This is a genomic window from Tahibacter sp. (assembly GCF_032229445.1).
Classification (GTDB): domain Bacteria; phylum Pseudomonadota; class Gammaproteobacteria; order Xanthomonadales; family Rhodanobacteraceae; genus Tahibacter.
The window spans coordinates 19,150-39,500 of sequence record NZ_JAVTWC010000097.1; the positions used below are offsets into that span (position 1 = coordinate 19,150).

Below are 20,351 nucleotides of genomic sequence, written 5' to 3' on the forward strand. Positions count from 1 at the left end.
TGCATAAATCACTAATGATTTATTGAGACAAACAGGCAATTGCCACCTTCGACAAGCGGGCCCGTCAGCGCGCACCGACGAGTGCATCCAGATTGGTCAGCAACGCGATATCGGCTTCTTCGCCGGTCACTTCGCTGAAGAGCAGCAGGTCTTCGGCCAGCGACAGGCTCAGCGTGCGCGGCAATGGCGTGCCCAGCGGCGCCAGCGCCGTGGCCGTGCCCGAGGAAATCGGCCAGTGCATCAGCATGCCGTCCGTCCGCAGGTAGTACAGTCCGCTGCGCGCGGACACGAGCGCGCGCGGGCGCGAATGCGGCGCATCGTCGACGAGCAGGCGTTCCTCGCCGGTGGCCGGGTCCAGCGCCACGATGCCGGCACTGCCGCGCGGCCGCAGATAGACGGTGTCGCCCTCGGGTGCCTGCACGGCATACAACGCCTGGCGCCGGCCCAGCCGCTCGTCGCCGCTGCCGTCGAGCGCGGCACGGTGGGCGAACCAGCCGCCGTCATCCTCCTCGACGAACAGCAGACGGCGCCCGTCGTTGGACCAGGACGGCGAGATGCGCTTGCGCCCGTCGTCCGGCAGACATTGCAGCAGGCCGTTGAGATCGACCACGCAGATGGTCTGCCGATTGCCGCGCGACCGCTCGAAGGCGATGCGCTGGCCCGACGGATCCCAGCTCAGGTCGCGGATATACGCGCCCGATTCGCTCCACAGCCGGCGCAACTGGCTGCCGTCGATATCGGCCAGCCACACACCGCTCTCACCGCGCGCTTCCCAGGGCAGCGCGACGCGGCGGCCATCGGGCGAAACGGCGAGATCCCGTGCGCGCTCCAGTGCTGTGGGCATCGCCTCGACAGCGCCGGCGGTGTGCCGTTCCAGCGTCAGGCGGCGGTTGCGGTATTGCGTCACCGCCACCGACAGCAGCAGGCGCGTGCCGTCCGGACTGATGTCGATCGACGGCACGCCGTCGTCGATCGCGGCGATCACCGTCGGCGTTCCGTGCAGCGGCACCCGCCACAGTTCGCTGCTCGCGCCCAGGCGCCGGGTCGCGACGAGTTCATGCGCATTGCGCCATTGCAACTGGTGGACAAATCCTGTCGGCGTCCACACCGGCACCGATCCGCTGCCGTCGCTGCGCATGCGCCGCACGCTGGACTGGAAGCGGCCGTCGACGCGGCTGAACGCGATCCAGTTGCCGTCGGGAGAAAACCGCGGCCGGTAGTCGCCTTGCTCGGCCGGCGGTGTGGGCAAGCTGCGGCGCGCGCCGCTGTCGACGTCGATCAGAAACAGCGCGTTGACCCGCTGGTCCGGATCGGGCCGGTCCGACAGCACCACCGTGCGCCCGTCCGGCGACAGTGACAGGCGGCCGTTCGCTGGCGTGCATTCGCCGATCGCGCGCGGCTCGCGCTGCAGCAGGGTCATGATCATCACGCGGCAACGCTGCTCGTCCTGCCGGATGAAGGCGATACGCTCGCCGCCGGCGGACCAGTCCGCGGCATAGTCCATCGCGTTGCCCGGCGTGGTCAGCGCGATGTCCGTGCTGCCGTCCAGCGCGCGCAGCCACAGCTGCTCGCGCCCGGCCGCGCCGCGGCTGTACAGCAGCTGGCTGCCGTCGGGGGAGAACGCTGGCATATGCTCCAGGCCCGGGTTCATGGTCAGGGTCATCCACGCTGGCGGCGGCGCCGCGCCGGTGCGGTTCGACAGCCACGCAACGGCCGCGATGGCCGCTGCAGCAATCATGGCTACCGTGAGCGCCAGCCACGCGAGCGGCGCTGTCGCAGTGGACGTGGCGTTCACCGCCTTGCCGTCGGCCAGCGGATGCACCGGCTGAAGCAGGCGATAGCCGACCTTGGGCACGGTCTCGATCACCGCATCGGTGTGCGCGTCAGCGCTGAGCACGCTGCGCAGGCGGTGGATGACGCGGTAGATCGAATCGTCGGTGATGACCGCGCCGTTCCAGGCCTCGGCCAGCAACTCCTCGCGACTCACCGTGCGGCCGTCGCGCCGTGCCAGCACCAGCAGCACCTGCATCATGCGCGGCTCCAGCCGCACGCTTTCGCCGTCGCGCATCACGCGCAGTGCGCGCGGCTCGACCCGCCAGCGCCCGAGCAGGAAACCCTCGCTCGCCAGCGTATCGACGGCGGCGTCGTCGCCGGGTACTTGTGGGTTTTTCAACATGGCTGGCCATGCGTAAAAAGCACAGACTAGCCCAAGTGCATTACCGGTGGCGGGTGTGGCCGGGAACGCGCCGGCCCTCGGCGCACCTCAGGGTTTTTCGCTTTCCGGATCCGATTCCGGCGCGCCGGGCCGAGCCAGCGACGGCGGGACGTTGCCACGGCCTGAGGTCCGGCCCCGGAAAAGAGCTACGCGCGCCAGCAACACCGTTGTCACCGGAACGGTAATCGCCAGCAGCAGCGGTATCAGCAGCGGATGAAGCGCTGCACGTTGTTGCAGGAACGAAAAATACAGCGCGGCGGCGAGCGCGACGCACCAGCTGCCCAACGTGAAGGCGAGGGCGGGCGGATGCATGCGCAGGAAGAAATCGGGCAGACGCGCAAACCCGATCGCGGATATCAGGACAACGAGTCCGCTGACCACCAGAAGCGCTGCGACGATCACTTCGACCCACAGGGCGACAGCGTTCACTCGATCACCTCACCGCGCAGAATGAACTTGGCCATGGCCAGGGTACTGACGAAGCCGAACAACGCGATGACCAGCGCGATCTCGAAATAGCGATCGCTCTGATGGCGTATGCCGGTCACCATCACCACGAGAATCGCGTGGAAATACAGCAAGTCCAGCGCGAAAACACGGTCCTGCGCCCGCGGGCCGCGTACCAGGCGGAGCAGCACGAGAATCGACGCAATCGCGTAGCAGCCCAGCGCGAACGTAATGGCGAAGGAAAGTATCGCGCTCACTCGAAGATCTCCCGCAGTGGCTGCTCGTAGCGCGCCTTGAACCGCACCACGAAGTCGCTTTCCTCGGACACGTCCCAGACATGCAGCAGCAACGCGCTGCGGTCGGCCGCGAGCTCGCACCACACCGTCCCCGGCACGTTCGTCGTGACGAGCGCGAGAGCGGCCAGGCCGACCGGGTCACGCAGATCCAGCGGTACGACGACGAAGCGCGACGAGGGTCTGCGCCATCGCCAGCGGATGAGATCGTTCGCGATCTCGAGGTTGGACACGAACACGTCGCAGGCGACGCGAACGACGAGGCGCACGACGACGTCGGGCCGGCGCACGCGTGTCCCCTTCACGCGCAGATTCGACAACGCCAGCGGTATGCCCAGCGCCAATATCAGCCCCAGCACGAACTGGCCCGCCATCGTGCTTCGCGCCAGAACCAGCCATCCGATCAGCAACGATACGGAAACCAGCGGCGCGGGAATCAGCGTCTGCAGCAGCTTCATGGCGGCGGCGCTCCCGCAGCGACGGGCGCCGCCGCTCCTGGACGCGCGCGGGCCTGCAGCACGGCGTCGATGTACGGCCGCGGTGCATGCAGCGATATCGCCGTAGCGGCGGTGTAGCGCACCACCGGTTCGGCAAACACCGTCAGCACGCCGCTCGCCAGGATCAGCAACAGGACGGCACTGGCTTCCGCCGCTCTGAGCTGCGGGGCGACGTGCCCGCCCTTGGACCAGAAGTGCCGGATACCGGCACGAGCCAACGCGATGGTGCCGAACAACCCCGAGAGCAGCAGCAACGCCATCAGGATCCACGCGGCGTTTGCGATGCCATCCTCGGCGTTTACCGCCGCCGACAACAGCGCCACCTTCGCCAGGAACCCCGACAGCGGTGGCAGCCCCGCGACGAGCAGCGCACAGGCAATGAACGCCAGCCCGAGCAGGGCGACCGAGACGGGGAAGGCGCGACCGACCAGCGGTAATTGTTGGTCGTCGAGGTTGTCGTCTTCTTCCGGCGAGGTGTCCGGTGCGAGTCGCTGCGCTCTTCCGCCGACGCTGGTGCGCTTGACCAGTTCGACCATCAGGAACAGCGCGCCGGCCGAGAGTGTGGCCGTCACCAGATAGAACAGCGCCGCCGCGACCAGAGCGGTCGAGTTCATGCCGAGCGCCGCCATCAGCGTGCCCGATGAAACCACCACGGAAAAGGCGGCGATCCGCTCCAGCCGGATCGACGCCAGCAGCCCGACGGCGCCGAAGGCGAGCGTGAGCAATCCACCCGCGAGCAGCACGCCGCCGCCGAAATGCGCGGACGCCGCGGCCTCAGCCGAGAACAGCAAGGTCCACAGACGCAACACCGCATAGAAGCCGACCTTGGTCATCAGCACGAACAGTGCGGCGACCGGAGCGTTGGTCGCGCTGTAGGCCGGGACCAGCCAGGCATTCAACGGCCAGATGGCCGCCTTGATCAGGAAAGCGACCGCAAGGACGGCGGCGCTCGCATGCAGCAACCCGCGATCACGCTCGGGCACCAGCGGCAGCTTGTCGGCGAGGTCGGCCATCGACAGCGTGCCCATGACTCCGTAGAGAACGGCCAGGCCGATCAGGAACAGCGACGAGGCCAGCAGGTTCACCGCGATGTAGTGCAGGCCCGAACGCACCCGCAGCCAGCCCGACCCATGCAGCTGCAGTCCGTACGAGGCAGCGAGCAGCACCTCGAAAAACACAAACAGATTGAACAGATCGCCGGTCAGGAACGCGCCGTTGAGGCCGACCAGTTGCAGCTGGAACAGCGGATGGAAATACGCCCCCGCGCGCGACCATCCCGCCTCGGCGTACAGCGCGGCGCCCGTGCTCACCAGTCCCACCAGCACCAGCATCAGCACGGAAAGCCGGTCCGCCACCAGCACGATGCCAAACGGTGCCTGCCAGTTCGACGCCAGGTACACCCCCACGCCGGTTGAATCCACTTCTCGCAACAGCAACACGGCGACCACCAGTCCGGCGGCTGTGGCAACCACGTTGATCAGCGACCGCAACCGGCGCTGCGCATTGCCGACCAGCATCAGGAGCGCCGCCGTCACGAGCGGCAGCACGACAGGGACGATGATCCAGCCGGGTAGGAGGGTCACGGCGTGTCCTGCTCTCCGTCGACATGGTCGGTGCCGCTGAGGCCCCGCGCTGCCAGCAGCACGATCAGGAACAGCGCCGTCGTGGCGAATCCGATCACGATCGCCGTCAGTACCAGCGACTGGGGCATGGGATCACTGTAGTGCTCGAGGTTCGCCGGCAGGCCGGGCACGACGAGCGGCGGCTTGTCGATGACGAGACTGCCCATGCTGAAAATGAAAAGGTTCACGGCATACGACAGCAGCGCCAGCCCCATCACGACCTGAAACGTGCGGGGGCGCAGGACGAGCCAGATGCCGGAGCCGGCGAGTACGCCGATGGCGAGGGCAAGCAAAATTTCCATCAAGGTACCTCGGTCGCGGCGGCCCCGGGATGCCGGTGACCACGAATGGACTGGTGGGCGAGTGCGGTCAGGATCAGCAGCGTGGATCCCACCACGACGGCGAGCACGCCCAGATCGAAGAACGTTGCGCTGGGCAGATGAACTTCGCCGATCCACGGCAGGGTCAGGTGCGCTGTATGGCTCGTCAGGAACGGGTAGCCGAGAACGACTGGGCCAAGCCCCGTGATCGCACTGAGCAGCAGGCCCGCGGCAATCCAGCGTGCGGGCCGCAGATCGGCCCGTGCCTCCACCCAGCGCGTTCCGGACACGAGGTATTGCATGAGCAGCGTGATCGCGACGATAAGGCCGGCGACGAAACCGCCGCCGGGCTCGTTGTGCCCGCGCAGGAAAAAGTGCGCCGCGACCAGCAGCGCCACTGGCATCAGCAGGCGCGCGATCACCGCGGGCACCAGCAAGTAGCCGCCGGCGTCTTCATCGCGGCGTGGTGGTAGCAAGTCGGTGTCCTGATCGGCGGCCACCGCGCGCTGTTGCACGGGTTGCGCGACGCTTTCCGGCGGCGGCCGGAAACGGCGCAGCAGCGCGTAGACCGTCAGTGCCACCGCGCCCAGCACGGTGATTTCGCCGAGCGTGTCCAAGGCCCGGAAATCGACCAGCATCACGTTGACCACGTTGCTGCCGCCGCCCTCGGGCAGCGCCCGGTCGAGGAAAAACGGCGAGATGCTGTTCGGCGCGGGTCGCGTCAGCAGCGCGAACGACAGGGCGGCCAGACCGCCACCGCCGAGCACCGCCAGCAGCAAATCCCGGCCACGCCGCGCGCGATCCGTCCAGCCGAGGCGGTCGGGCCACTGCTGCTGGCGCATGGGCAGCCAGCGCAGGCCGAGCAGAAACAGCGTCGTCGTGACCACCTCCACGACAATCTGGGTCAAGGCCAGATCGGGTGCGGAAAACCACGCGAACGTCAGACACGTCACCAGACCCGCGCCACCCATCAGCGTCGTGGCCACGAGCCGGTGGTATTTCGCCATGGATGCCGCGCCGATCGCGCACACCATGCCGATGATCCACAGCAGCACGAACGAAGGCGACGGCGGCAGCCGCACGCGATCGCCCCATTCCAGTGGCACCGCGCGCACGGCGATCACGGCCAGCCCCACGGCAATCGCGATCACCGCAAATAGCTGCGGCTGCAGCCGCCGTGTGCTGGCCAGGCGAAGAAACGCGCGCGACCCACGCGTCATTCCCAGCAACGCGCTCTCGAACAGGTGGCGCCCGTTGATGTAGGAAACCAAAGGCGTGTCCTGCAGCCGGCCGCGTGCGTGTTGCGCGCGCAACCAGATGTAGCCCGCCACGCCGCCGACGATAGCCACGACGCTCATCGCCAGCGGCAGCGAGAAGCCGTGCCACACGGCCAGGCTGTAATACGGCAGCTGGCCGCCGACCACCGGCAGTGCCGCCGCCGCGAGCGATGGCCCTATCGACAGGGCCGGGGCGATACCGACGACGAGGCAGCTGACGACGAGAAACTGCACCGGCACGCGCATCCAGCGCGGCGCTTCTTCCGGTTCCCGCGGCAGGCCGGTCGAGAGTTTCCCGAAAAAGATGTCGTAGCCGAAGCGCAGCGAGTAGACGACCGCGAAGATCGCGGCGACCGTCGCCAGCACCGGCAACACCCATCCCACCGACGGATGCGCGGACAGGAATACTGTCTCGGCGAAAAACATTTCCTTCGACAGGAAACCATTGAGCAGCGGCACGCCGGCCATCGCGCCGGTCGCCACGAGCGCGAGCGCACCCGTGCGTGGCATCGCGTGGATCAGGCCATTGAGGCGGCGGATGTCGCGCGTACCGGTTTCGTGGTCGATGATGCCCGTGGCCATGAACAGCGAGGCCTTGAACGTCGCGTGGTTCATGATGTGGAAAACGCCGGCCACCGCCGCGAGCGGGCTGTTGAGGCCGAACAGCAACGTGATCAGACCCAGGTGGCTGATGGTCGAATAGGCCAGCAGACGCTTGAGGTCGTGCTGGAACATCGCCGTGTAGGCACCGAGCACCAGGGTCACCGCACCGGTGCCGCCGACCAGCCAGAACCACCACTCCGTGCCCGACAGCACCGGCCAGAAACGCGCGAGCAGGAACACGCCGGCCTTGACCATGGTGGCCGAGTGCAGGTACGCCGACACCGGCGTCGGCGCGGCCATCGCGCGTGGCAGCCAGAAATGAAACGGAAACTGCGCGCTCTTGGTGAAGGCCCCCAGCAGGATCAGCACCAGGGTCATCGGATACAGTGCGTGGGCTCTGATGCGATCGCCCGCGGCGAGCACGACATCGAGGTCGAAACTGCCGACGATGTGTCCGAGCAAGATCGCGCCGGCCAGCAAACACAGCCCGCCCGAACCCGTGACGATCAGCGCCATGCGCGCACCCCGCTGCGCGTCGACACGGTGGTGCCAATAGCCGATCAGCAGGAACGAGACCAGGCTGGTGAGTTCCCAGAACACGACGAGCTGCACGAGATTGCCCGACAGCACGACACCGAGCATCGCGCCCATGAAGGCCAGGAACAGCGCATAGAAGCGCGCCACCGGATCGTCCGGCGACATGTAGTAGCGCGAGTACAGGCAGACCAGCACGCCGATCACCGTCACGATGACCGCGAACATCCACGCGAAGCCGTCCAGGCGCAGCACCAGTTCGATGCCGAGCGACGGCACCCAGGCGATCGTCTGCCGGATCACGCCGCCATCCTGCACCTGCGGGAACAACGCGATGAGCCACGCCGCCGCGACCGCCGACACCGCGCCCGCGGTACCCGCCAGTACCGTGCGGGCGCGCGTCGGCAGGAAAACCGTGAGCAGGCTGCCGATGAAGGGCAGCAGCAGAAGCAGGAGCAGGGTCATGGCCTCACTTTAGACAAGTCGCTTCATCGGGGCCAAGCGAAACCGTCGGGCGGCGAGCCTGATGGTGTGAAGCCCGTTAGAGGAACGTACGGATGAACGCGCGGCGTCGGTTGGGCAGTCCTTATCGGACTGATACGCGCGAATGCCTGGATCCCAATCTACGCTCGCTTCGGAGAAAACGGCGCCGGGGATGGGATAAGGGCTCGCACCATCAGCACATCGCTGGGGACGGCATCAACGATGCGCCGTGAGTTTCCGACAAAGGCATCGAACAGCATGCCCCGGGGGTGTGCGCCGATCACGGTGAGGTCCGCTCCCTGGTCCAGAATGTAGCGACGCAACATCGCGTTGGGCGGGCCCTCCTCGACGGTGGTGCGGATCGATGCTTTGCGCTCCGGAGACAGCGGCGCCGCTTCAACCTGCTCGCGTAGTTTTTTCAGATCGCTGGCGGACCAGCCTTGCGCCTCGGAGGTGGAGTCCAGCAGCGAAGAATAGGGCATCGAATATGCATGCATCAGCGTGATCGACGCGTCGCGAAAAAGCTGAGCGGCAAAGACCAGCGCCTGCTGGGCTTCGCCGGTGAAGTCCGTGCCGACCAGCACGTGCCGGTACGGACGCCGAGGCCGATCCCTCACCACCAGCACCGAAACCGGCGATTTGCGCACAACTTGTTCGACCGTGCTTTCGAGAATCGGTCCCAGCAGTCGCTGACGGGTTTCGCCCAGCACGATCAACTCGCAGCGTTCCCGCTCCGCGACCGCAAGAATGGCCGGGGCGGGAGCCAGATATTCTTCGACATGTACCGTCGCGCCCAGCTCGTCCGTGCCCAGATCGCGCCGCATGACCCGCAATACCTCATCGCGAGCGCGCGGATAACGCTGCAGGTAATCGATGGGGTTGACGCCGGCCGGTACCGATGGCGGTTCCACGTCGACGGCATGAACAATGTGCAGTTCAGCGTGCCACTCCTTGGCCAACTGGAGGGCGCGATCCAGCGCTCGATCCCCCTGGCTTGTGAGGTCCGTGGCCAGCAAGATGCGCGCGGGCGGTATTGCGATTTCAGAAGGTTCCATCATGGCGAGCCGATGCTACACCAAACATCTTGCCGCCTTGCCCGGCAGCGCTCGCCACCGTAAACCCCCATCGATGGATGGCCAAATGAAAAGGTCCCGCCGGGCCGTGCGCTGGTGCTGTGCGTTAGTGAATTGAAATCAGCGGTGCACGGAGCTGCCGCAGGGCGAGCAGCAGCGCAATCACGATCAGGACTCCCGCCGAGGCGAAGGCCGCGTGCGCACCCGCAGTGGCTGCGCCCGCGCTGACCACGGCAGGACCACGCGCGCCGGAGACCATGGCATAGACGGCGGCCATCACCGAAGTGCCGGTGATCAGCCCGAGGTTGCGCGACAGATTCAGCAACCCCGACACGACGCCGCGCTGCGAGGCCTCGGCGCTGCTCATGACGCCGGAGTTGTTCGCGGCCTGAAACACGGCAAACCCCGCCGTAGTCATGACCAACGGAACCCACATAGGCCGGAACACCCCAGGCCGGCGATAACAGGGCCAGCCCCAGCATGCCGGCCGCCATGGCGACGAGGCCCGCCTGCAGCATGCGTGAGTGGCCGAAGCGATCCACACCGCGACCGGTCGGCACGCCGACCAGCGCGGCGACCAGAGGGCCCGCCGTCATGCCCAGACCGACGGCTGCCGGAGTCAGATGCAGCACGCCCGTCAGGTAGACCGGTCCGACCACCAGCGTCGTCATCGCGACAGCGGAGGTCAGGCAACTCATTAAGAGCGTCTATCAAAATGCCAGAGGGCCTCTGCGCCGCGAGCTCTAAGCCCTCCCCTTCAAGGGGGTGAAAGGCAGCCGTCAAGAACCGAAGGTTCTGGCTGCCTTGAACGCCCAACGGGCCGGAGGGTTGGGTGGGGATGGTGTTAATGGCATGCATCAAGGCAAACCCATCCCCATCCCGGCCTTCCCCTTGAAGGGGAAGGAGGCAAGCGCGCGATTCGACGGCAGCTCATTCTGTTTGATGCTCTAAGAATTCCGCGCGGATGTTCGCCTCCTGCAAAAGCTGCGGACGCACCCGCGGTGACCACGCCAAGATCCGCCGATCACGAGCGTCGGCGTCTGGCAACACGCCATCAGCGGACTACGCCACCGGGACGTTGCGGCGCAGATGGTCCGCCAGCTGCACGATCGGCGTCTCGCCCTCGACCTCGCGTCGGTCGTAGCGCGAATCGGCGTACGCCACCATGCTTTCGAAGTTCGGATTGCCGGCCAGCCAGGCCAGCACGATCGGCCCTTCGGCGGACAGGAAGTCGATGCCGTCGATGCAGGTGCGGTCCGCGTTCACGATGCGATCGAGCTCGCGGACACTGCCGCAGCGCTCGATCAGCGCCGGCACCTTGTCGACGAGGGACGTGATGAACGCCTCGATGTGCCGGATCGACCGGATGTCGAAACCGGCGTGGCCCTCGAGCTTCGCCAGACGCAGATCGCAGGTCGATGAACTCCTATGTTGCGGTATGACGCTGACTATCAGTTGCTCGACGAGGTTCTGGCGTACGGAGATAAAAATGTCACAGGTATAAAACGGATGGTCGTCGTAGCCGACCCCGTAGATCGTCAGCGTCGTGTCGTCGCGGGTTCGGAAGAATTCGTCACCCCGCGGGTCGCGTCTCACGTCGAAGCCCAGTGGAACCAGTATCGCTTCCAAGGCGCGCCCCAGCGCGGCGGTCAGGTCGCCGCGCTCGTTCGGCCACTCGACGACGATCGGCGTACTGCCAATGCGCACCCTCGCCGTACTCGGCACGAGTCGCGTGAAGCGCAGTCCGCGATCCTCGCCGTAGCGAAAGCCGGTGCACGACTTGGCCACCGCCGCGGGAACGCCGTACACGGCGTCGTACCCCTCCACGCGATGCCGCGCGATCGCCTGTTCCAGCAACACTGCCGATTCCGCGGGCGCGTCGCCTTCCACGTCGAGATGCTCGGCGCCTTCGTCCAGCACGTGCGTGACTTGCCAGATCGGCTCGCCGTCGCGCCAGAGAAACGCAGCCGACGCATTGGCGTTCTCGCTTTCGGTGCAGCCGACCACGGCTGCGTTGAGCGACAGACACGCCAGCTTCGGCGGGTGGATCACCGCATGCCAGAAGGCGTTTGCCACCACGACATAACCGCCTTGCGGCAAGGCCGCGCCAGCGATCTCGCAATCGCCCAGACCCACGGCGCCGCCGGTGTCGTCCAGGTTCAATGCCGTGAGCACTTCCGTCGGCGACAGCGAGGCCACCGACAGCCATGAAAACACCATTCCCATCCGCGTTGCTCCGTCCGACCGATGGCGACCGCGCCACTCGGGAAGCCTAGCAGGCTGTACTGAAACTCAGCGTTCCGGGCACCGTCATGAGCCCGATCCATCGCGAAGCCGCTGATGCGCAGCGCCGGGTGCGCGGTGATGCTGCGCAACCATCAGCAGCGCAATCACGATCAGGACTCCCGCCGAAGCGAAGGCCGCGTGCGCACCCGCAGTGACTGCGCCCGCACTGACCACGGCAGGGCCACGCGCGCCGGAGGCCACGGCATAAACGGCGGCCATCACCGACGCGCCGGTGATCAGGCCGAGGTTGCGCGACAGATTCAGCAGCCCCGACACGACGCCACGCTGCGAGGCCTCGGCGCCGCTCATGACGCCGGTGTTGTTCGCGGCCTGAAATACGGCAAATCCGGCCGTCGTCATGACCAATGGGACCACATAGGCCGGAACACCCCATGCCGGCGATACCAGGGCCAGGCCCAGCATGCCCGCCGCCATCGCAAACAGCCCCGCCAGCAGCATGCGTGAGTGGCCAAAGCGATCCACACCGCGCCCGGCAGGCACGCCGACGAGTGCCGCGACCAGAGGACCCGCCGTCATGACGAGACCGACGGATGCCGGAGTCAGATGCAGCGCGCCCGTCAGGTAGAACGGTCCGACCACCAGCGTCGTCATCGCGACCGCAGAGGTCAGGCAACTCATGAAGAAGCCCGCGCGGATGTTCGTCTGCCGCAATACCTGCGGACGCACCAGCGGTGACGCCGCCGTGGCCTGGGCGCGCAGGAAGACGACGCCGAGCGCGATGGCAAACACCAGCAGCAGCGCGTTCAAGGCACCGGGCTGCCCGTTGCCCCGTGTCATGGCCAGGGCATAGCAGGCCAGCGCTGCCGCCAGCAGCAGGGAGCCGCGAAGGTCGAACGAAGGCCGGGTCGTCGTGCGCGTATCCGCCGGCAGGCGTCGCGTGAGCCACCACGCCAATACGCCGAGCGGCAGGTTGATCAGAAACACGGCCTGCCAGCCCGAGGCCGCAATCAGCAGGCCACCCAGCGATGGCCCCAGCGCCGTGCCGATGGCCGAGGTGGTTCCCAGAAACCCCATCGCGCTGCCGGAACGATCGGCCGATACCGTGTCACCGACCATTGCCATGGTCAGCGCCATCATCACCGCCGCGCCCACGCCCTGGACGGCGCGTGCGGCCACCAGCATCCACAGCGCCGTGGAAAGGCCGCAGGCGAGCGAGGCCACCGTAAACAGGCCGATGCCCAGCCGCATCAGACGGCGTCTTCCCAGCAGATCCCCCAGCCGGCCGACGCTGACGATCACCGTGGTCACGCTGAGCAGATAGGCCAGCACGACCCATTGCACGGCCTGGAACGACGCGGAGAACGCCTCCACCAGCGTCGGCAGCGCCACGTTGGCGATGCTGGTGCCCAGCGACGACAGCAGCATCGTCAGCGCCAGGCAGGCCAGGGCGCCGGTGGCGGCCGGCGAAACGGCAGTACGGGGGGAACGGGATTCGGTCACGGCAGCACGTCCTCGATGGGCGCCGCAGCCCCGGAGCGGGACGGCGGCGCGGTACGAAGTCCAGGCTAGGTCGCGTCGGGGGATGGCGGAAGACGCACGGGTTGCAAACAATACCTGCACCCAGCGCCAGGTATCGCTGGAAGGGAGTTCCCTGCGCCATGGCTCTGCCCGATCTGAATCTGCTGGTCACGCTGGACGTGCTGCTGAGCGAGGGCAGCGTCGTGCGCGCGGCTCAGCGCCTGCAGCTCAGTGCGTCCGCCATGAGCCGTGCGCTGGCACGCCTGCGGCAGGAAACGGGTGACCCGCTCCTGGTCCGCGCGGGCCGTGGGCTGGTCCCCACGCCACGCGCATTGGAACTGCGTGATCGGGTGAGGCAGGTGGTCCATGACGCCGAGGCGGTGCTGCGGCCGGCGCTGAAGCTGGACCTGGCCACGCTCAGCCGGACCTTTACGATCCGCAGCAGCGAGGGCTTCGTCGAAACCTTCGGGCCGCGCCTGTTGGCCGGCATCGCCGCGCAGGCGCCGGGCGTGCGCCTGTGGTTCGTCGCCAAGCAGGACAAGGACAGCACGTCGCTACGTGACGGCACCGTTGATCTCGAGACCGGCATCACCAGTCCCGCCATGGGGCCGGAGATCCGTACCCATGGGCTGTTTCGCGACCGCTTCGTGGGCATCGTGCGCAAGGGACATCCGCTGGCCCGCGGAGCGCTGACACCCGAGCGCTATGCGGCAGCCGAGCACGTGCTGATTTCACGGCGCGGGCTGGAAATGGCGCCCGTCGACGAAGCGCTGGCCGCGCTGGGACTGCAACGGCAAGCCAAGGTCACCGTCGGCGGATTCGCCCCCGCCATCACGCTGGCGCGCGAAACCGATCTCGTGGCGACCGTACCGGAACAGCACACGCGCAGCCTGTGGCGCGGCATGCAGAGCCTTGCGCTACCCATGCCGGTGCCCGAGTTCACCATCTCGTTGTTCTGGCACCCGCGCCTGGATGCCGATCCCGCGCACCGGTGGCTTCGAGCCGTCGTTGCGCAGACGTGCCGGCCCGGTAGCAGCAGGGCTTGAGGTTCGCCTCGGTCGACGGGATTCACACCCGGTGGACCGCCCCAGGGAATTCGGCGGAGCCGGCGAGGTCCGTACCCGATCAGGGACGGTCGCTGTGGTATCTGTCCGCGCCGAAGGGTCGGGGCAGTGGCCGAAAAGCAATATATGAAATATTTTTTTAATGGAACATTTTCATTAAATGAAAGCAGGCGCTCTGTCGACAATGGCGGGGCCGGCGCGTCGTAGCAGGGGCGACCATCCCGCCGGTCATTGGCGGCATCCGCCGTCCTGACGACAAGGAAGAACATCACATGGCTCAAAATCTGATCTCACTCGCCCTGTCCGACGCCGATCTCGCGGCCATCGACAGCGCGCTGGTTACCCTCGAAGAAAAGTTCGCCACCCTGATTTCGCTCAACCCGGACGAAATCCGGGCACTGGCCAAAATGGGCGACAAATCCGAGGCCTTCTGCCGCCAGACCCTGGTCGTACTCGACCAGAACCGGCAGGTAGTGCCACCCAGCCTCGACCTGAACGAAGCCCTGACCGACCTGCGTACCATCGACGCCCTGCGCCCGCGCCTGGCGCGACTGGAACGCCTGAGCAAGCGCGCGGATGACACGCTGATCGCGCTGGGCAGCGACGTACTGACCGCGGCGCTTGAGGGCTACGCCCTGCTGCGTATTTCCGGCAAGGGCCAGGGACTGGAATCGCTGAGGCAGGGACTATCGACGCGGTTCGCCAAGAACCGGCGCGGCACCACCGAACCCGAGCCCGAAGCGGAGAGCTGATCCGCCGCGCTGAACCTTCGAAAGCCCCGCTTGCGGGGCTTTCGTTTGTCTGAGATGGGCGATCGGCCCCGCGACAGTCGGACCACCCCACGGCAGACCCGGCGGGCATGCAAGATGCCTGAAAATCACTCAGGCGAGACTGAAAATCACTCGTCGATGATGGGCGCGGTACTCAGCGGAGAGTGATTTCCACTCACGGCTGACTGATCGCCACTCGACGATGACTGACTGGCAATCAGCGGTGAGTGATGGACAGTCATCGCTGATAGGCGCCTCACCCATCGGTGAGTGATTTTCAGTCTCCCGTGGGTATCGCGTCACCCAGCGTCGATTGATTGCCACTCGGGCGAGAGTGGCAATCAGTCATCGCTGGCTGGCCATCAATCAACGATGAGTGGAAATCAGTCAGCGTCGCGCGGCGTACTCAGGACGAAGCCCGACAGCCATTCAGCCGCCCCGGGACAGCGCAGGTGAGCCGCATCGTGCGTCCGGTTGAAGCGGTCACGCCGCGCAATCGGCTGTAGGGAATACGGATGCTTGGTTGGGCATTGCGCGGCGGCCAATGGCTCGCCTAAGAGATCGAACAGTGCCAGTACGGCAGCCTGCTTTTCGGCCGTACTCATGCCAAATGTATCGAGTTGAATTTCTACAGATCGAACAAGGCGAGTACCGCAGCGCGCTTCTTCGCCGGTAGTTTCCGCAGGCGTTGCAGCAGTGCGAGTTCTCGGGTGGTCGGGGTGATGCTGTCCCCAGACTTGGCGGCATCGCCAGAAATAAGGTCGTCGAGCGTAACGCCGAGCATGTCGCGCAGAGCCGTCAGGTTCGAGAAATTCGGCTCGCTCCCGTCGCGTTCCCATTGAGAGACGGTGCCATTGCTCACGCCGATTTCCAGCGCAACGTGTTCCTGAGTAAATCCGCGCGCTGTACGCGCTGCCCGTAGGCGGCTGCCGAACGTCTTCATGCACGCGAGTGTCGCGACGAACCGTAGATATGTCCTGCTAGATACGTTGACTAAAAATCTATGTTTGATAGAATTCTGACTCAGGAGCAATCTGCCATGGACGGCTCATCTGCCTCTGCGATCCATACGCCCGTGTTCGGAGTCTTTTGCGGCAAGGAGTGCCCGACATGAATCGAAACAACCTCCGGAAAGCCGACGCCGACCTGCGTCACGCGCGCCGGGTAAAGGACGCGCTGCGTTCCATCGAGCGTCGTGCCCGACGTCCCGGCGAGCGGCTTCACGACCATGCCGATCTGGCCAACTGGTTCCGCCTGCGCCTGTGCGAATACGAGCATGAAGTATTCGCCGCAGCCTGGCTCGACAATCGGGGATGCCTGATCGCCTTCGAAGAACTCTTCCGCGGCACCCTGGCCTACACGCCGGTCCCCGTGCGCGAACTCGTCAGGGCCGCCCTGCGCCACAACGCCGCCGCCGTGTTCTTCGCGCACAACCACCCGTCCGGCAACAGCTGTCCCTCGTGCACCGACATCGCCATCACCCGCGCCATTACCCGCGCGCTGGAGCTGATCGACGTACGCGTGTTCGATCACTTCGTCGTCACCACGCTCGATCCGCCCGAGCCCATCAGTGCGCACGACCCCAGTGCGCTCGATGCGTTGAGCATCGGCTATATCCCGCTGCCGCCGCGGGGCAAGCGGCCCAAGCGAAAGCCGCGTAGCCCGAAAACGTCGAAGGGCAGGGCGGACCCGGCGATTGCGGTGGCGGCGGAAACGACAGCGGCGACGCCGGTATAGGGCATCGCTGCGAGGTAGGCAGGGGCAACGGAAAGTGCTGGCGTGGTTCAGGTTTTGTCGTCGGTTCCTGCGCCGGGCGCGCGTTCCCCTTGAGCGCCTCGCAGGCACCGCTTGGAGACGCGAGCATGCGCAGTTAGGCTCACTAGCGAAGTCGCTTGTCGGGTAGAAAGGTGAGAGACTCGTGCCCCTTCCGCAACTTTGTTGATGGCCTACGCAGGTGGGTCAGCGCGAGAATGTGGAATGCATGTCCATGGGGAATCCCTTGGGTGCTGCTGCAGTAGGCGCGGAAATTGCTGTGCTTCATTGGCGTTGCACAGGAGCGAGGGAGGTTATGTCGGCGTGAATCCCACACCTGCGACAATTGCAAGCGACATCATGGAAAGGCTCAACCGGGCTGTCGCAGCTGGCGGCATCCCTGACAACTTCACTGTTGCCCTCCTTCGGCGCGACATCGAGCGACTTCTAAACGTTGATCCGGTCACAGGGTGGATGGCAACGGCCGCTGTGGAATCTGCACTCTTTGATGGCGATGCAACTTGGCGGGCCGTGCAGAAGGCGGTTCGGTTGCCTTTGACAAGTAGCGAAGTAGTCTTGAACTGTTCACTTTCACTCACGCGTGTAGGTCGGTACGTTGACGCGATCGAAATTCTAGACAAACTGAGCAAGTCGGCTAAAGGTGAGCTGGAAGTATGGCGTCGCCTCATAGAGTGCGGATACGCCGTGGCAGACTTTGACAAAGTTCGTGACGCGGCAGCGCAAGTACGCAGGCTGACTGGTAAGCCTCAAGAAATTCCCGCAGTAATCAACGACGTGGAGAATTTTTTGGCAGCCAACAATAGGTCGATGGCGGAGTTTCAGCGGCTGATTCTTTCTGTGTATGCCTTTTTTGCCGAAATCAATATTGTGGACAAAGGAACCTCTATCTCTCACTATCCGGGGCTAGAAGGCGACCCTGAACGCATCGCGATTTCATTTGAGCTGGAGCTGGAATCTTCTGAGCTGATTCGAGTTGAAGGCCTGCTGTTCGATAGATTGGATGAGCTTTCTTTGCCGATAGAAAGCGAAGGGCACGTTTCAGTTAGGCTGAACAGCAGGGGGGGCAATGTCCGTCACGTCGAAGCAGTTACTTGAGTACGCGAGGAACAGACTTGATTCATCCTCTGAAGTTGAAATTCGATCCGCGATATCGCGTACCTACTATTGCGTCTTTCACCAGATCCATGAGGTAGTAAAAAAAGTTCCGTCCGTGCAACCGGGGTCGGGCGGGGACTATATCCCGGCAAGAGAAATGATCGAGCGCCTCGATGCATGGAATGTGGCGAAGTGGCCATCGTTGACTCGGCAGCGCGGAGTCGCAAAGCGACTGTCTCGCGCGTTTCGTGCACTGCGTGATGAAAGAGTCGACGCTGATTATTACATCGACGATATTTGTGCTAGCCCTCGTTTGCGTGATTGCATCGAGAGAGCAGTTGAGCTTGGTCGTACCGCTGCGCAGTTGAAAATTGCAATAAATTCCGCGCAGGAGAGCGAGCTCGGTCCCGTCGACGACAATTTAGTGGCTGCGATAGAAGCTACTCAGCTTAGCCGCTCGCCGTGACTTCTCTAGCCAGCTGCCGAAAACGGGGTCAAGTTAACTGACCGCGACCGCAAAGGACCGGCAGGCAATGCGCGACTTCGCGCGTGCTCTGGCGCGCGAGCTGGAGGAGCTGGCCCGTCGTGGCGGTTTCCGTGTCCGGCTGCAGTAAGTGAGAGGGCAGGCGCTGTAGCGGCACAGATGCAGCGTCCGCCCCGCGACGCGGTGATTCAGATATTGGCTTCCTGAATAAACCGTTACTAGCCAAGCAGTTACGCTGCGAAAGCGAAACTTTGATGCTTTGATTGGTTACTAAGCGCTTGTTAACCAATGTCAGACGTCATACGCTTTCAGCGCCACGGGGAGAAAATATATGCGAATCAAACAGCTAGTAGTAGTAAAGGGCAAGTCAGGCGAAGTGGTGAGAAAGTCCGGCCCCGATGGCGTTCGTGTTGTATTTGTGGACAACAAGACCTCGTTCGTGCAAGGCTCGTCACGCACGAGTGCGCTACGGCCCTCAGGGGGGCATGGGAATGAACGAGGCAGGGGAAGTTACCTCACCCGATCCAAATGATGGCGGCACAGACGGCCCGCCGCCTGCACCTGCTTCCGCGCTGTACGACTACAACCCTTTTTTCGAAACCCTGGTCGAAAAGACGGACGTGGATACGGCTGAACGCCTGATAGGTATGCTCGCTTACGCTCAATACAAGCATACAAAGTGCAATTGGGTTAGGAACTTCCGCGCCAAGTACAACCGATTTCCGACGCGCGGAGACATGCAGACTTTCATTGAGGTTTACTTTCTCGAAGACTCCATGGAAGCCTTGCGAAAAGCGGCCGAGTCGAAGCTATACCAGTTCGCTGATTGGTACGCGAGCGAACGGATAGAAGTCGAGCGTGAAGAGCTTAGAAATACGGTTACCATGCTGCGCATTGACGCTCAAGCGGCCGATGTAAAAACTGCGATTGCTCGTGCGACGGGCAGCTGGCGATCGTTCTGGATCAATATCGGAGCATCAACCGTATTCACAGCCCTGGCTATAGTTTTCGCGTGGATTGCGATTGATCAGTTCGGCGATTTTTTTCGACGCGGTATAGGGGCAGACGCACCTCCTGCGCAGGTCGACAAGAAGCAGACGGGCAGGTAGGTTGGATAGCCAGTTTTTGCACGTGACTGCGCCTCGTGCACGTGCCCGTTGCGCTCAACTGGTGAGACTGCGCCGCGTACGATGGGCGCATGCCCCCCGCCGCCGCAACGCTGGACTATTTCCCTTGAAGCCTCTGCGGTCGCCGACGTCGCGCACGCTGCTACGCCCGCGGGGGGGGGGGGCGCAACTGGCACTCCGTGCCGGATCCGAACGTCCCGCTACTGTTCCTGCTGATTGAGCCCAGCACGCGCGCCTGGCGCTGGGAGCCGGGATTCAAAACAACCCCCGGCCCGTGATGCTGCGCTAAGCCGTACAGGCGCCCTGGCGCGTCCTGGGCTGGCTGCCGGCCGACGGCACGCTGCCTCATGGCGAGCCCGACGAGGTCGACCCTGCCGTCGCCCGCTTCGACTTCTGCACGTCGCCTGAGGCGCCTTCTCCGGCGCACGAAACGCCGATTGTTCACTGCTTAGCGCCGAAGAGCTACTACGGGCCGGGTGACGCCGATCGTTGAATGGTGCTGTCGAGAATCTGGACGCCATTCGGTCGGAAAATTCCGATGCCCTCGTCGGCCATTCATTTCCCCGCGTCGAGTAGCGCGCCGAGAAACACCCGGATTCTGGGTGTTTCTCGGGCAGTGCACCACCGGTGAAGCTCAGGTCACGCAAACCCAATCGGAGAAGGACCCGCCATTTTTCGCCGCCCAAGCAGACGCCATTTGGCGCCATGCAACCTCGCAGCTCTCTTGGGCGCCATGCTTCCTCTGGTTTATCAACACGCGAAAACGCGGAAACTCGCCCACCAGATACGGTTCAAGTCGGAACTTGATTTCGGGACACAGCTCAGAAAGAACGGCGGTCTGCTCCTCGATCGATGGTGTCACCGACCGCCCCCATGGAGCCATTCCAGGATCGCCGTAATGGAGCCAGG

Annotated in this window: 20 protein-coding genes; 6 read left to right on the forward strand and 14 right to left on the reverse strand. The window is 64.7% G+C overall.

Features of this window, described 5'->3' with window-relative positions; genetic code table 11:
* Positions 1 to 64: 64 nt before the first annotated feature.
* The 11 genes from RUU78_RS16585 to RUU78_RS16635 form a co-directional block, all read right to left on the reverse strand.
* On the reverse strand, positions 65 to 2,176 hold the full coding sequence (locus RUU78_RS16585) for a winged helix-turn-helix domain-containing protein (protein WP_313918561.1): 2,112 nt from the start codon (positions 2,174 to 2,176) through the stop codon (positions 65 to 67).
* Between the two features lie 87 nt (positions 2,177 to 2,263).
* A complete protein-coding gene (locus tag RUU78_RS16590) occupies positions 2,264 to 2,617 on the reverse strand; it encodes a Na+/H+ antiporter subunit G (RefSeq protein ID WP_313918564.1) in 354 nt (117 codons plus the stop codon).
* 23 nt (positions 2,618 to 2,640) lie between these two features.
* On the reverse strand, positions 2,641 to 2,919 hold the full coding sequence (locus RUU78_RS16595) for a K+/H+ antiporter subunit F (protein ID WP_313918566.1): 279 nt from the start codon (positions 2,917 to 2,919) through the stop codon (positions 2,641 to 2,643).
* Positions 2,916 to 3,413 (reverse strand): Na+/H+ antiporter subunit E, encoded by a 498-nt coding sequence (locus RUU78_RS16600; RefSeq protein ID WP_313918568.1) that lies wholly within the window; start codon positions 3,411 to 3,413, stop codon positions 2,916 to 2,918. The genes RUU78_RS16595 and RUU78_RS16600 overlap by 4 nt, the downstream gene beginning before the upstream one ends.
* On the reverse strand, positions 3,410 to 5,035 hold the full coding sequence (locus RUU78_RS16605) for a monovalent cation/H+ antiporter subunit D (protein ID WP_313918569.1): 1,626 nt from the start codon (positions 5,033 to 5,035) through the stop codon (positions 3,410 to 3,412). Before RUU78_RS16605 ends, RUU78_RS16600 begins: the two co-directional genes overlap by 4 nt.
* The gene (locus RUU78_RS16610; RefSeq protein ID WP_313918571.1) at positions 5,032 to 5,376 is read right to left on the reverse strand and encodes a Na+/H+ antiporter subunit C; all 345 of its coding nucleotides are present in this window, start codon (positions 5,374 to 5,376) and stop codon (positions 5,032 to 5,034) included. Before RUU78_RS16610 ends, RUU78_RS16605 begins: the two co-directional genes overlap by 4 nt.
* Positions 5,376 to 8,273, reverse strand: a complete 2,898-nt coding sequence (locus RUU78_RS16615) for a monovalent cation/H+ antiporter subunit A (protein WP_313918573.1) — start codon at positions 8,271 to 8,273, stop codon at positions 5,376 to 5,378. Before RUU78_RS16615 ends, RUU78_RS16610 begins: the two co-directional genes overlap by 1 nt.
* A gap of 158 nt (positions 8,274 to 8,431) precedes the next feature.
* On the reverse strand, positions 8,432 to 9,349 hold the full coding sequence (locus RUU78_RS16620) for a universal stress protein (protein ID WP_313918575.1): 918 nt from the start codon (positions 9,347 to 9,349) through the stop codon (positions 8,432 to 8,434).
* A gap of 121 nt (positions 9,350 to 9,470) precedes the next feature.
* The gene (locus RUU78_RS16625) at positions 9,471 to 9,731 is read right to left on the reverse strand and encodes a hypothetical protein (RefSeq protein ID WP_313918576.1); all 261 of its coding nucleotides are present in this window, start codon (positions 9,729 to 9,731) and stop codon (positions 9,471 to 9,473) included.
* A gap of 695 nt (positions 9,732 to 10,426) precedes the next feature.
* Positions 10,427 to 11,590 carry a hypothetical protein gene (locus tag RUU78_RS16630; RefSeq protein ID WP_313918577.1) on the reverse strand — a complete coding sequence of 388 codons (1,164 nt, stop codon included), beginning with the start codon at positions 11,588 to 11,590 and terminating at the stop codon, positions 10,427 to 10,429.
* Between the two features lie 84 nt (positions 11,591 to 11,674).
* Complete coding sequence (locus RUU78_RS16635; RefSeq protein WP_313918578.1) at positions 11,675 to 13,111, reverse strand: MFS transporter; 1,437 nt, start codon at positions 13,109 to 13,111, stop codon at positions 11,675 to 11,677.
* A gap of 158 nt (positions 13,112 to 13,269) precedes the next feature.
* Here RUU78_RS16635 and RUU78_RS16640 point away from each other — a divergent pair, with 158 nt between their 5' ends.
* Positions 13,270 to 14,175 carry a LysR family transcriptional regulator gene (locus RUU78_RS16640; protein ID WP_313918579.1) on the forward strand — a complete coding sequence of 302 codons (906 nt, stop codon included), beginning with the start codon at positions 13,270 to 13,272 and terminating at the stop codon, positions 14,173 to 14,175.
* Between the two features lie 290 nt (positions 14,176 to 14,465).
* Complete coding sequence (locus tag RUU78_RS16645) at positions 14,466 to 14,945, forward strand: hypothetical protein (protein WP_313918580.1); 480 nt, start codon at positions 14,466 to 14,468, stop codon at positions 14,943 to 14,945.
* A gap of 401 nt (positions 14,946 to 15,346) precedes the next feature.
* Here RUU78_RS16645 and RUU78_RS16650 read toward each other — a convergent pair whose 3' ends face one another.
* Positions 15,347 to 15,568 carry a hypothetical protein gene (locus tag RUU78_RS16650; RefSeq protein WP_313918581.1) on the reverse strand — a complete coding sequence of 74 codons (222 nt, stop codon included), beginning with the start codon at positions 15,566 to 15,568 and terminating at the stop codon, positions 15,347 to 15,349.
* 23 nt (positions 15,569 to 15,591) lie between these two features.
* Positions 15,592 to 15,906, reverse strand: a complete 315-nt coding sequence (locus tag RUU78_RS16655) for a helix-turn-helix domain-containing protein (protein WP_313918582.1) — start codon at positions 15,904 to 15,906, stop codon at positions 15,592 to 15,594.
* A gap of 167 nt (positions 15,907 to 16,073) precedes the next feature.
* Between RUU78_RS16655 and RUU78_RS16660 the strand changes: the two genes are divergently transcribed.
* From RUU78_RS16660 to RUU78_RS16675, 4 genes are all read left to right on the forward strand, one after another.
* Positions 16,074 to 16,700 (forward strand): JAB domain-containing protein, encoded by a 627-nt coding sequence (locus RUU78_RS16660; protein ID WP_313918583.1) that lies wholly within the window; start codon positions 16,074 to 16,076, stop codon positions 16,698 to 16,700.
* A 339-nt stretch (positions 16,701 to 17,039) separates the two neighbouring features.
* Positions 17,040 to 17,831, forward strand: coding sequence for a hypothetical protein (locus tag RUU78_RS16665; RefSeq protein WP_313918584.1), 792 nt, complete (start codon positions 17,040 to 17,042; stop codon positions 17,829 to 17,831).
* A 157-nt stretch (positions 17,832 to 17,988) separates the two neighbouring features.
* The gene (locus RUU78_RS16670; RefSeq protein ID WP_313918585.1) at positions 17,989 to 18,297 is read left to right on the forward strand and encodes a hypothetical protein; all 309 of its coding nucleotides are present in this window, start codon (positions 17,989 to 17,991) and stop codon (positions 18,295 to 18,297) included.
* Between the two features lie 509 nt (positions 18,298 to 18,806).
* On the forward strand, positions 18,807 to 19,424 hold the full coding sequence (locus RUU78_RS16675; RefSeq protein WP_313918586.1) for a hypothetical protein: 618 nt from the start codon (positions 18,807 to 18,809) through the stop codon (positions 19,422 to 19,424).
* Between the two features lie 652 nt (positions 19,425 to 20,076).
* Here the strand turns inward: RUU78_RS16675 and RUU78_RS16680 are convergent.
* A partial coding sequence (locus RUU78_RS16680; RefSeq protein WP_313918587.1) for a hypothetical protein occupies positions 20,077 to 20,351 on the reverse strand: 275 nt, incomplete at its 5' end.

What these genes read in the sequence shown, in the direction of transcription:
- RUU78_RS16585 (WP_313918561.1), bottom strand. Translation starts at nt 2,176, where the DNA reads ATGTTGAAAAACCCACAAGTACCCGGCGACGACGCCGCCGTCGATACG.
- RUU78_RS16600 (WP_313918568.1), bottom strand. Translation starts at nt 3,413, where the DNA reads ATGAAGCTGCTGCAGACGCTGATTCCCGCGCCGCTGGTTTCCGTATCG.
- RUU78_RS16610 (WP_313918571.1), bottom strand. Translation starts at nt 5,376, where the DNA reads ATGGAAATTTTGCTTGCCCTCGCCATCGGCGTACTCGCCGGCTCCGGC.
- RUU78_RS16615 (WP_313918573.1), bottom strand. Translation starts at nt 8,273, where the DNA reads ATGACCCTGCTCCTGCTTCTGCTGCTGCCCTTCATCGGCAGCCTGCTC.
- RUU78_RS16620 (WP_313918575.1), bottom strand. Translation starts at nt 9,349, where the DNA reads ATGATGGAACCTTCTGAAATCGCAATACCGCCCGCGCGCATCTTGCTG.
- RUU78_RS16625 (WP_313918576.1), bottom strand. Translation starts at nt 9,731, where the DNA reads ATGAGCAGCGCCGAGGCCTCGCAGCGCGGCGTCGTGTCGGGGTTGCTG.
- RUU78_RS16630 (WP_313918577.1), bottom strand. Translation starts at nt 11,590, where the DNA reads ATGGGAATGGTGTTTTCATGGCTGTCGGTGGCCTCGCTGTCGCCGACG.
- RUU78_RS16640 (WP_313918579.1), top strand. Translation starts at nt 13,270, where the DNA reads ATGGCTCTGCCCGATCTGAATCTGCTGGTCACGCTGGACGTGCTGCTG.
- RUU78_RS16645 (WP_313918580.1), top strand. Translation starts at nt 14,466, where the DNA reads ATGGCTCAAAATCTGATCTCACTCGCCCTGTCCGACGCCGATCTCGCG.
- RUU78_RS16650 (WP_313918581.1), bottom strand. Translation starts at nt 15,568, where the DNA reads ATGAGTACGGCCGAAAAGCAGGCTGCCGTACTGGCACTGTTCGATCTC.
- RUU78_RS16655 (WP_313918582.1), bottom strand. Translation starts at nt 15,906, where the DNA reads ATGAAGACGTTCGGCAGCCGCCTACGGGCAGCGCGTACAGCGCGCGGA.
- RUU78_RS16660 (WP_313918583.1), top strand. Translation starts at nt 16,074, where the DNA reads ATGAATCGAAACAACCTCCGGAAAGCCGACGCCGACCTGCGTCACGCG.
- RUU78_RS16670 (WP_313918585.1), top strand. Translation starts at nt 17,989, where the DNA reads ATGATCGAGCGCCTCGATGCATGGAATGTGGCGAAGTGGCCATCGTTG.
- RUU78_RS16675 (WP_313918586.1), top strand. Translation starts at nt 18,807, where the DNA reads ATGAACGAGGCAGGGGAAGTTACCTCACCCGATCCAAATGATGGCGGC.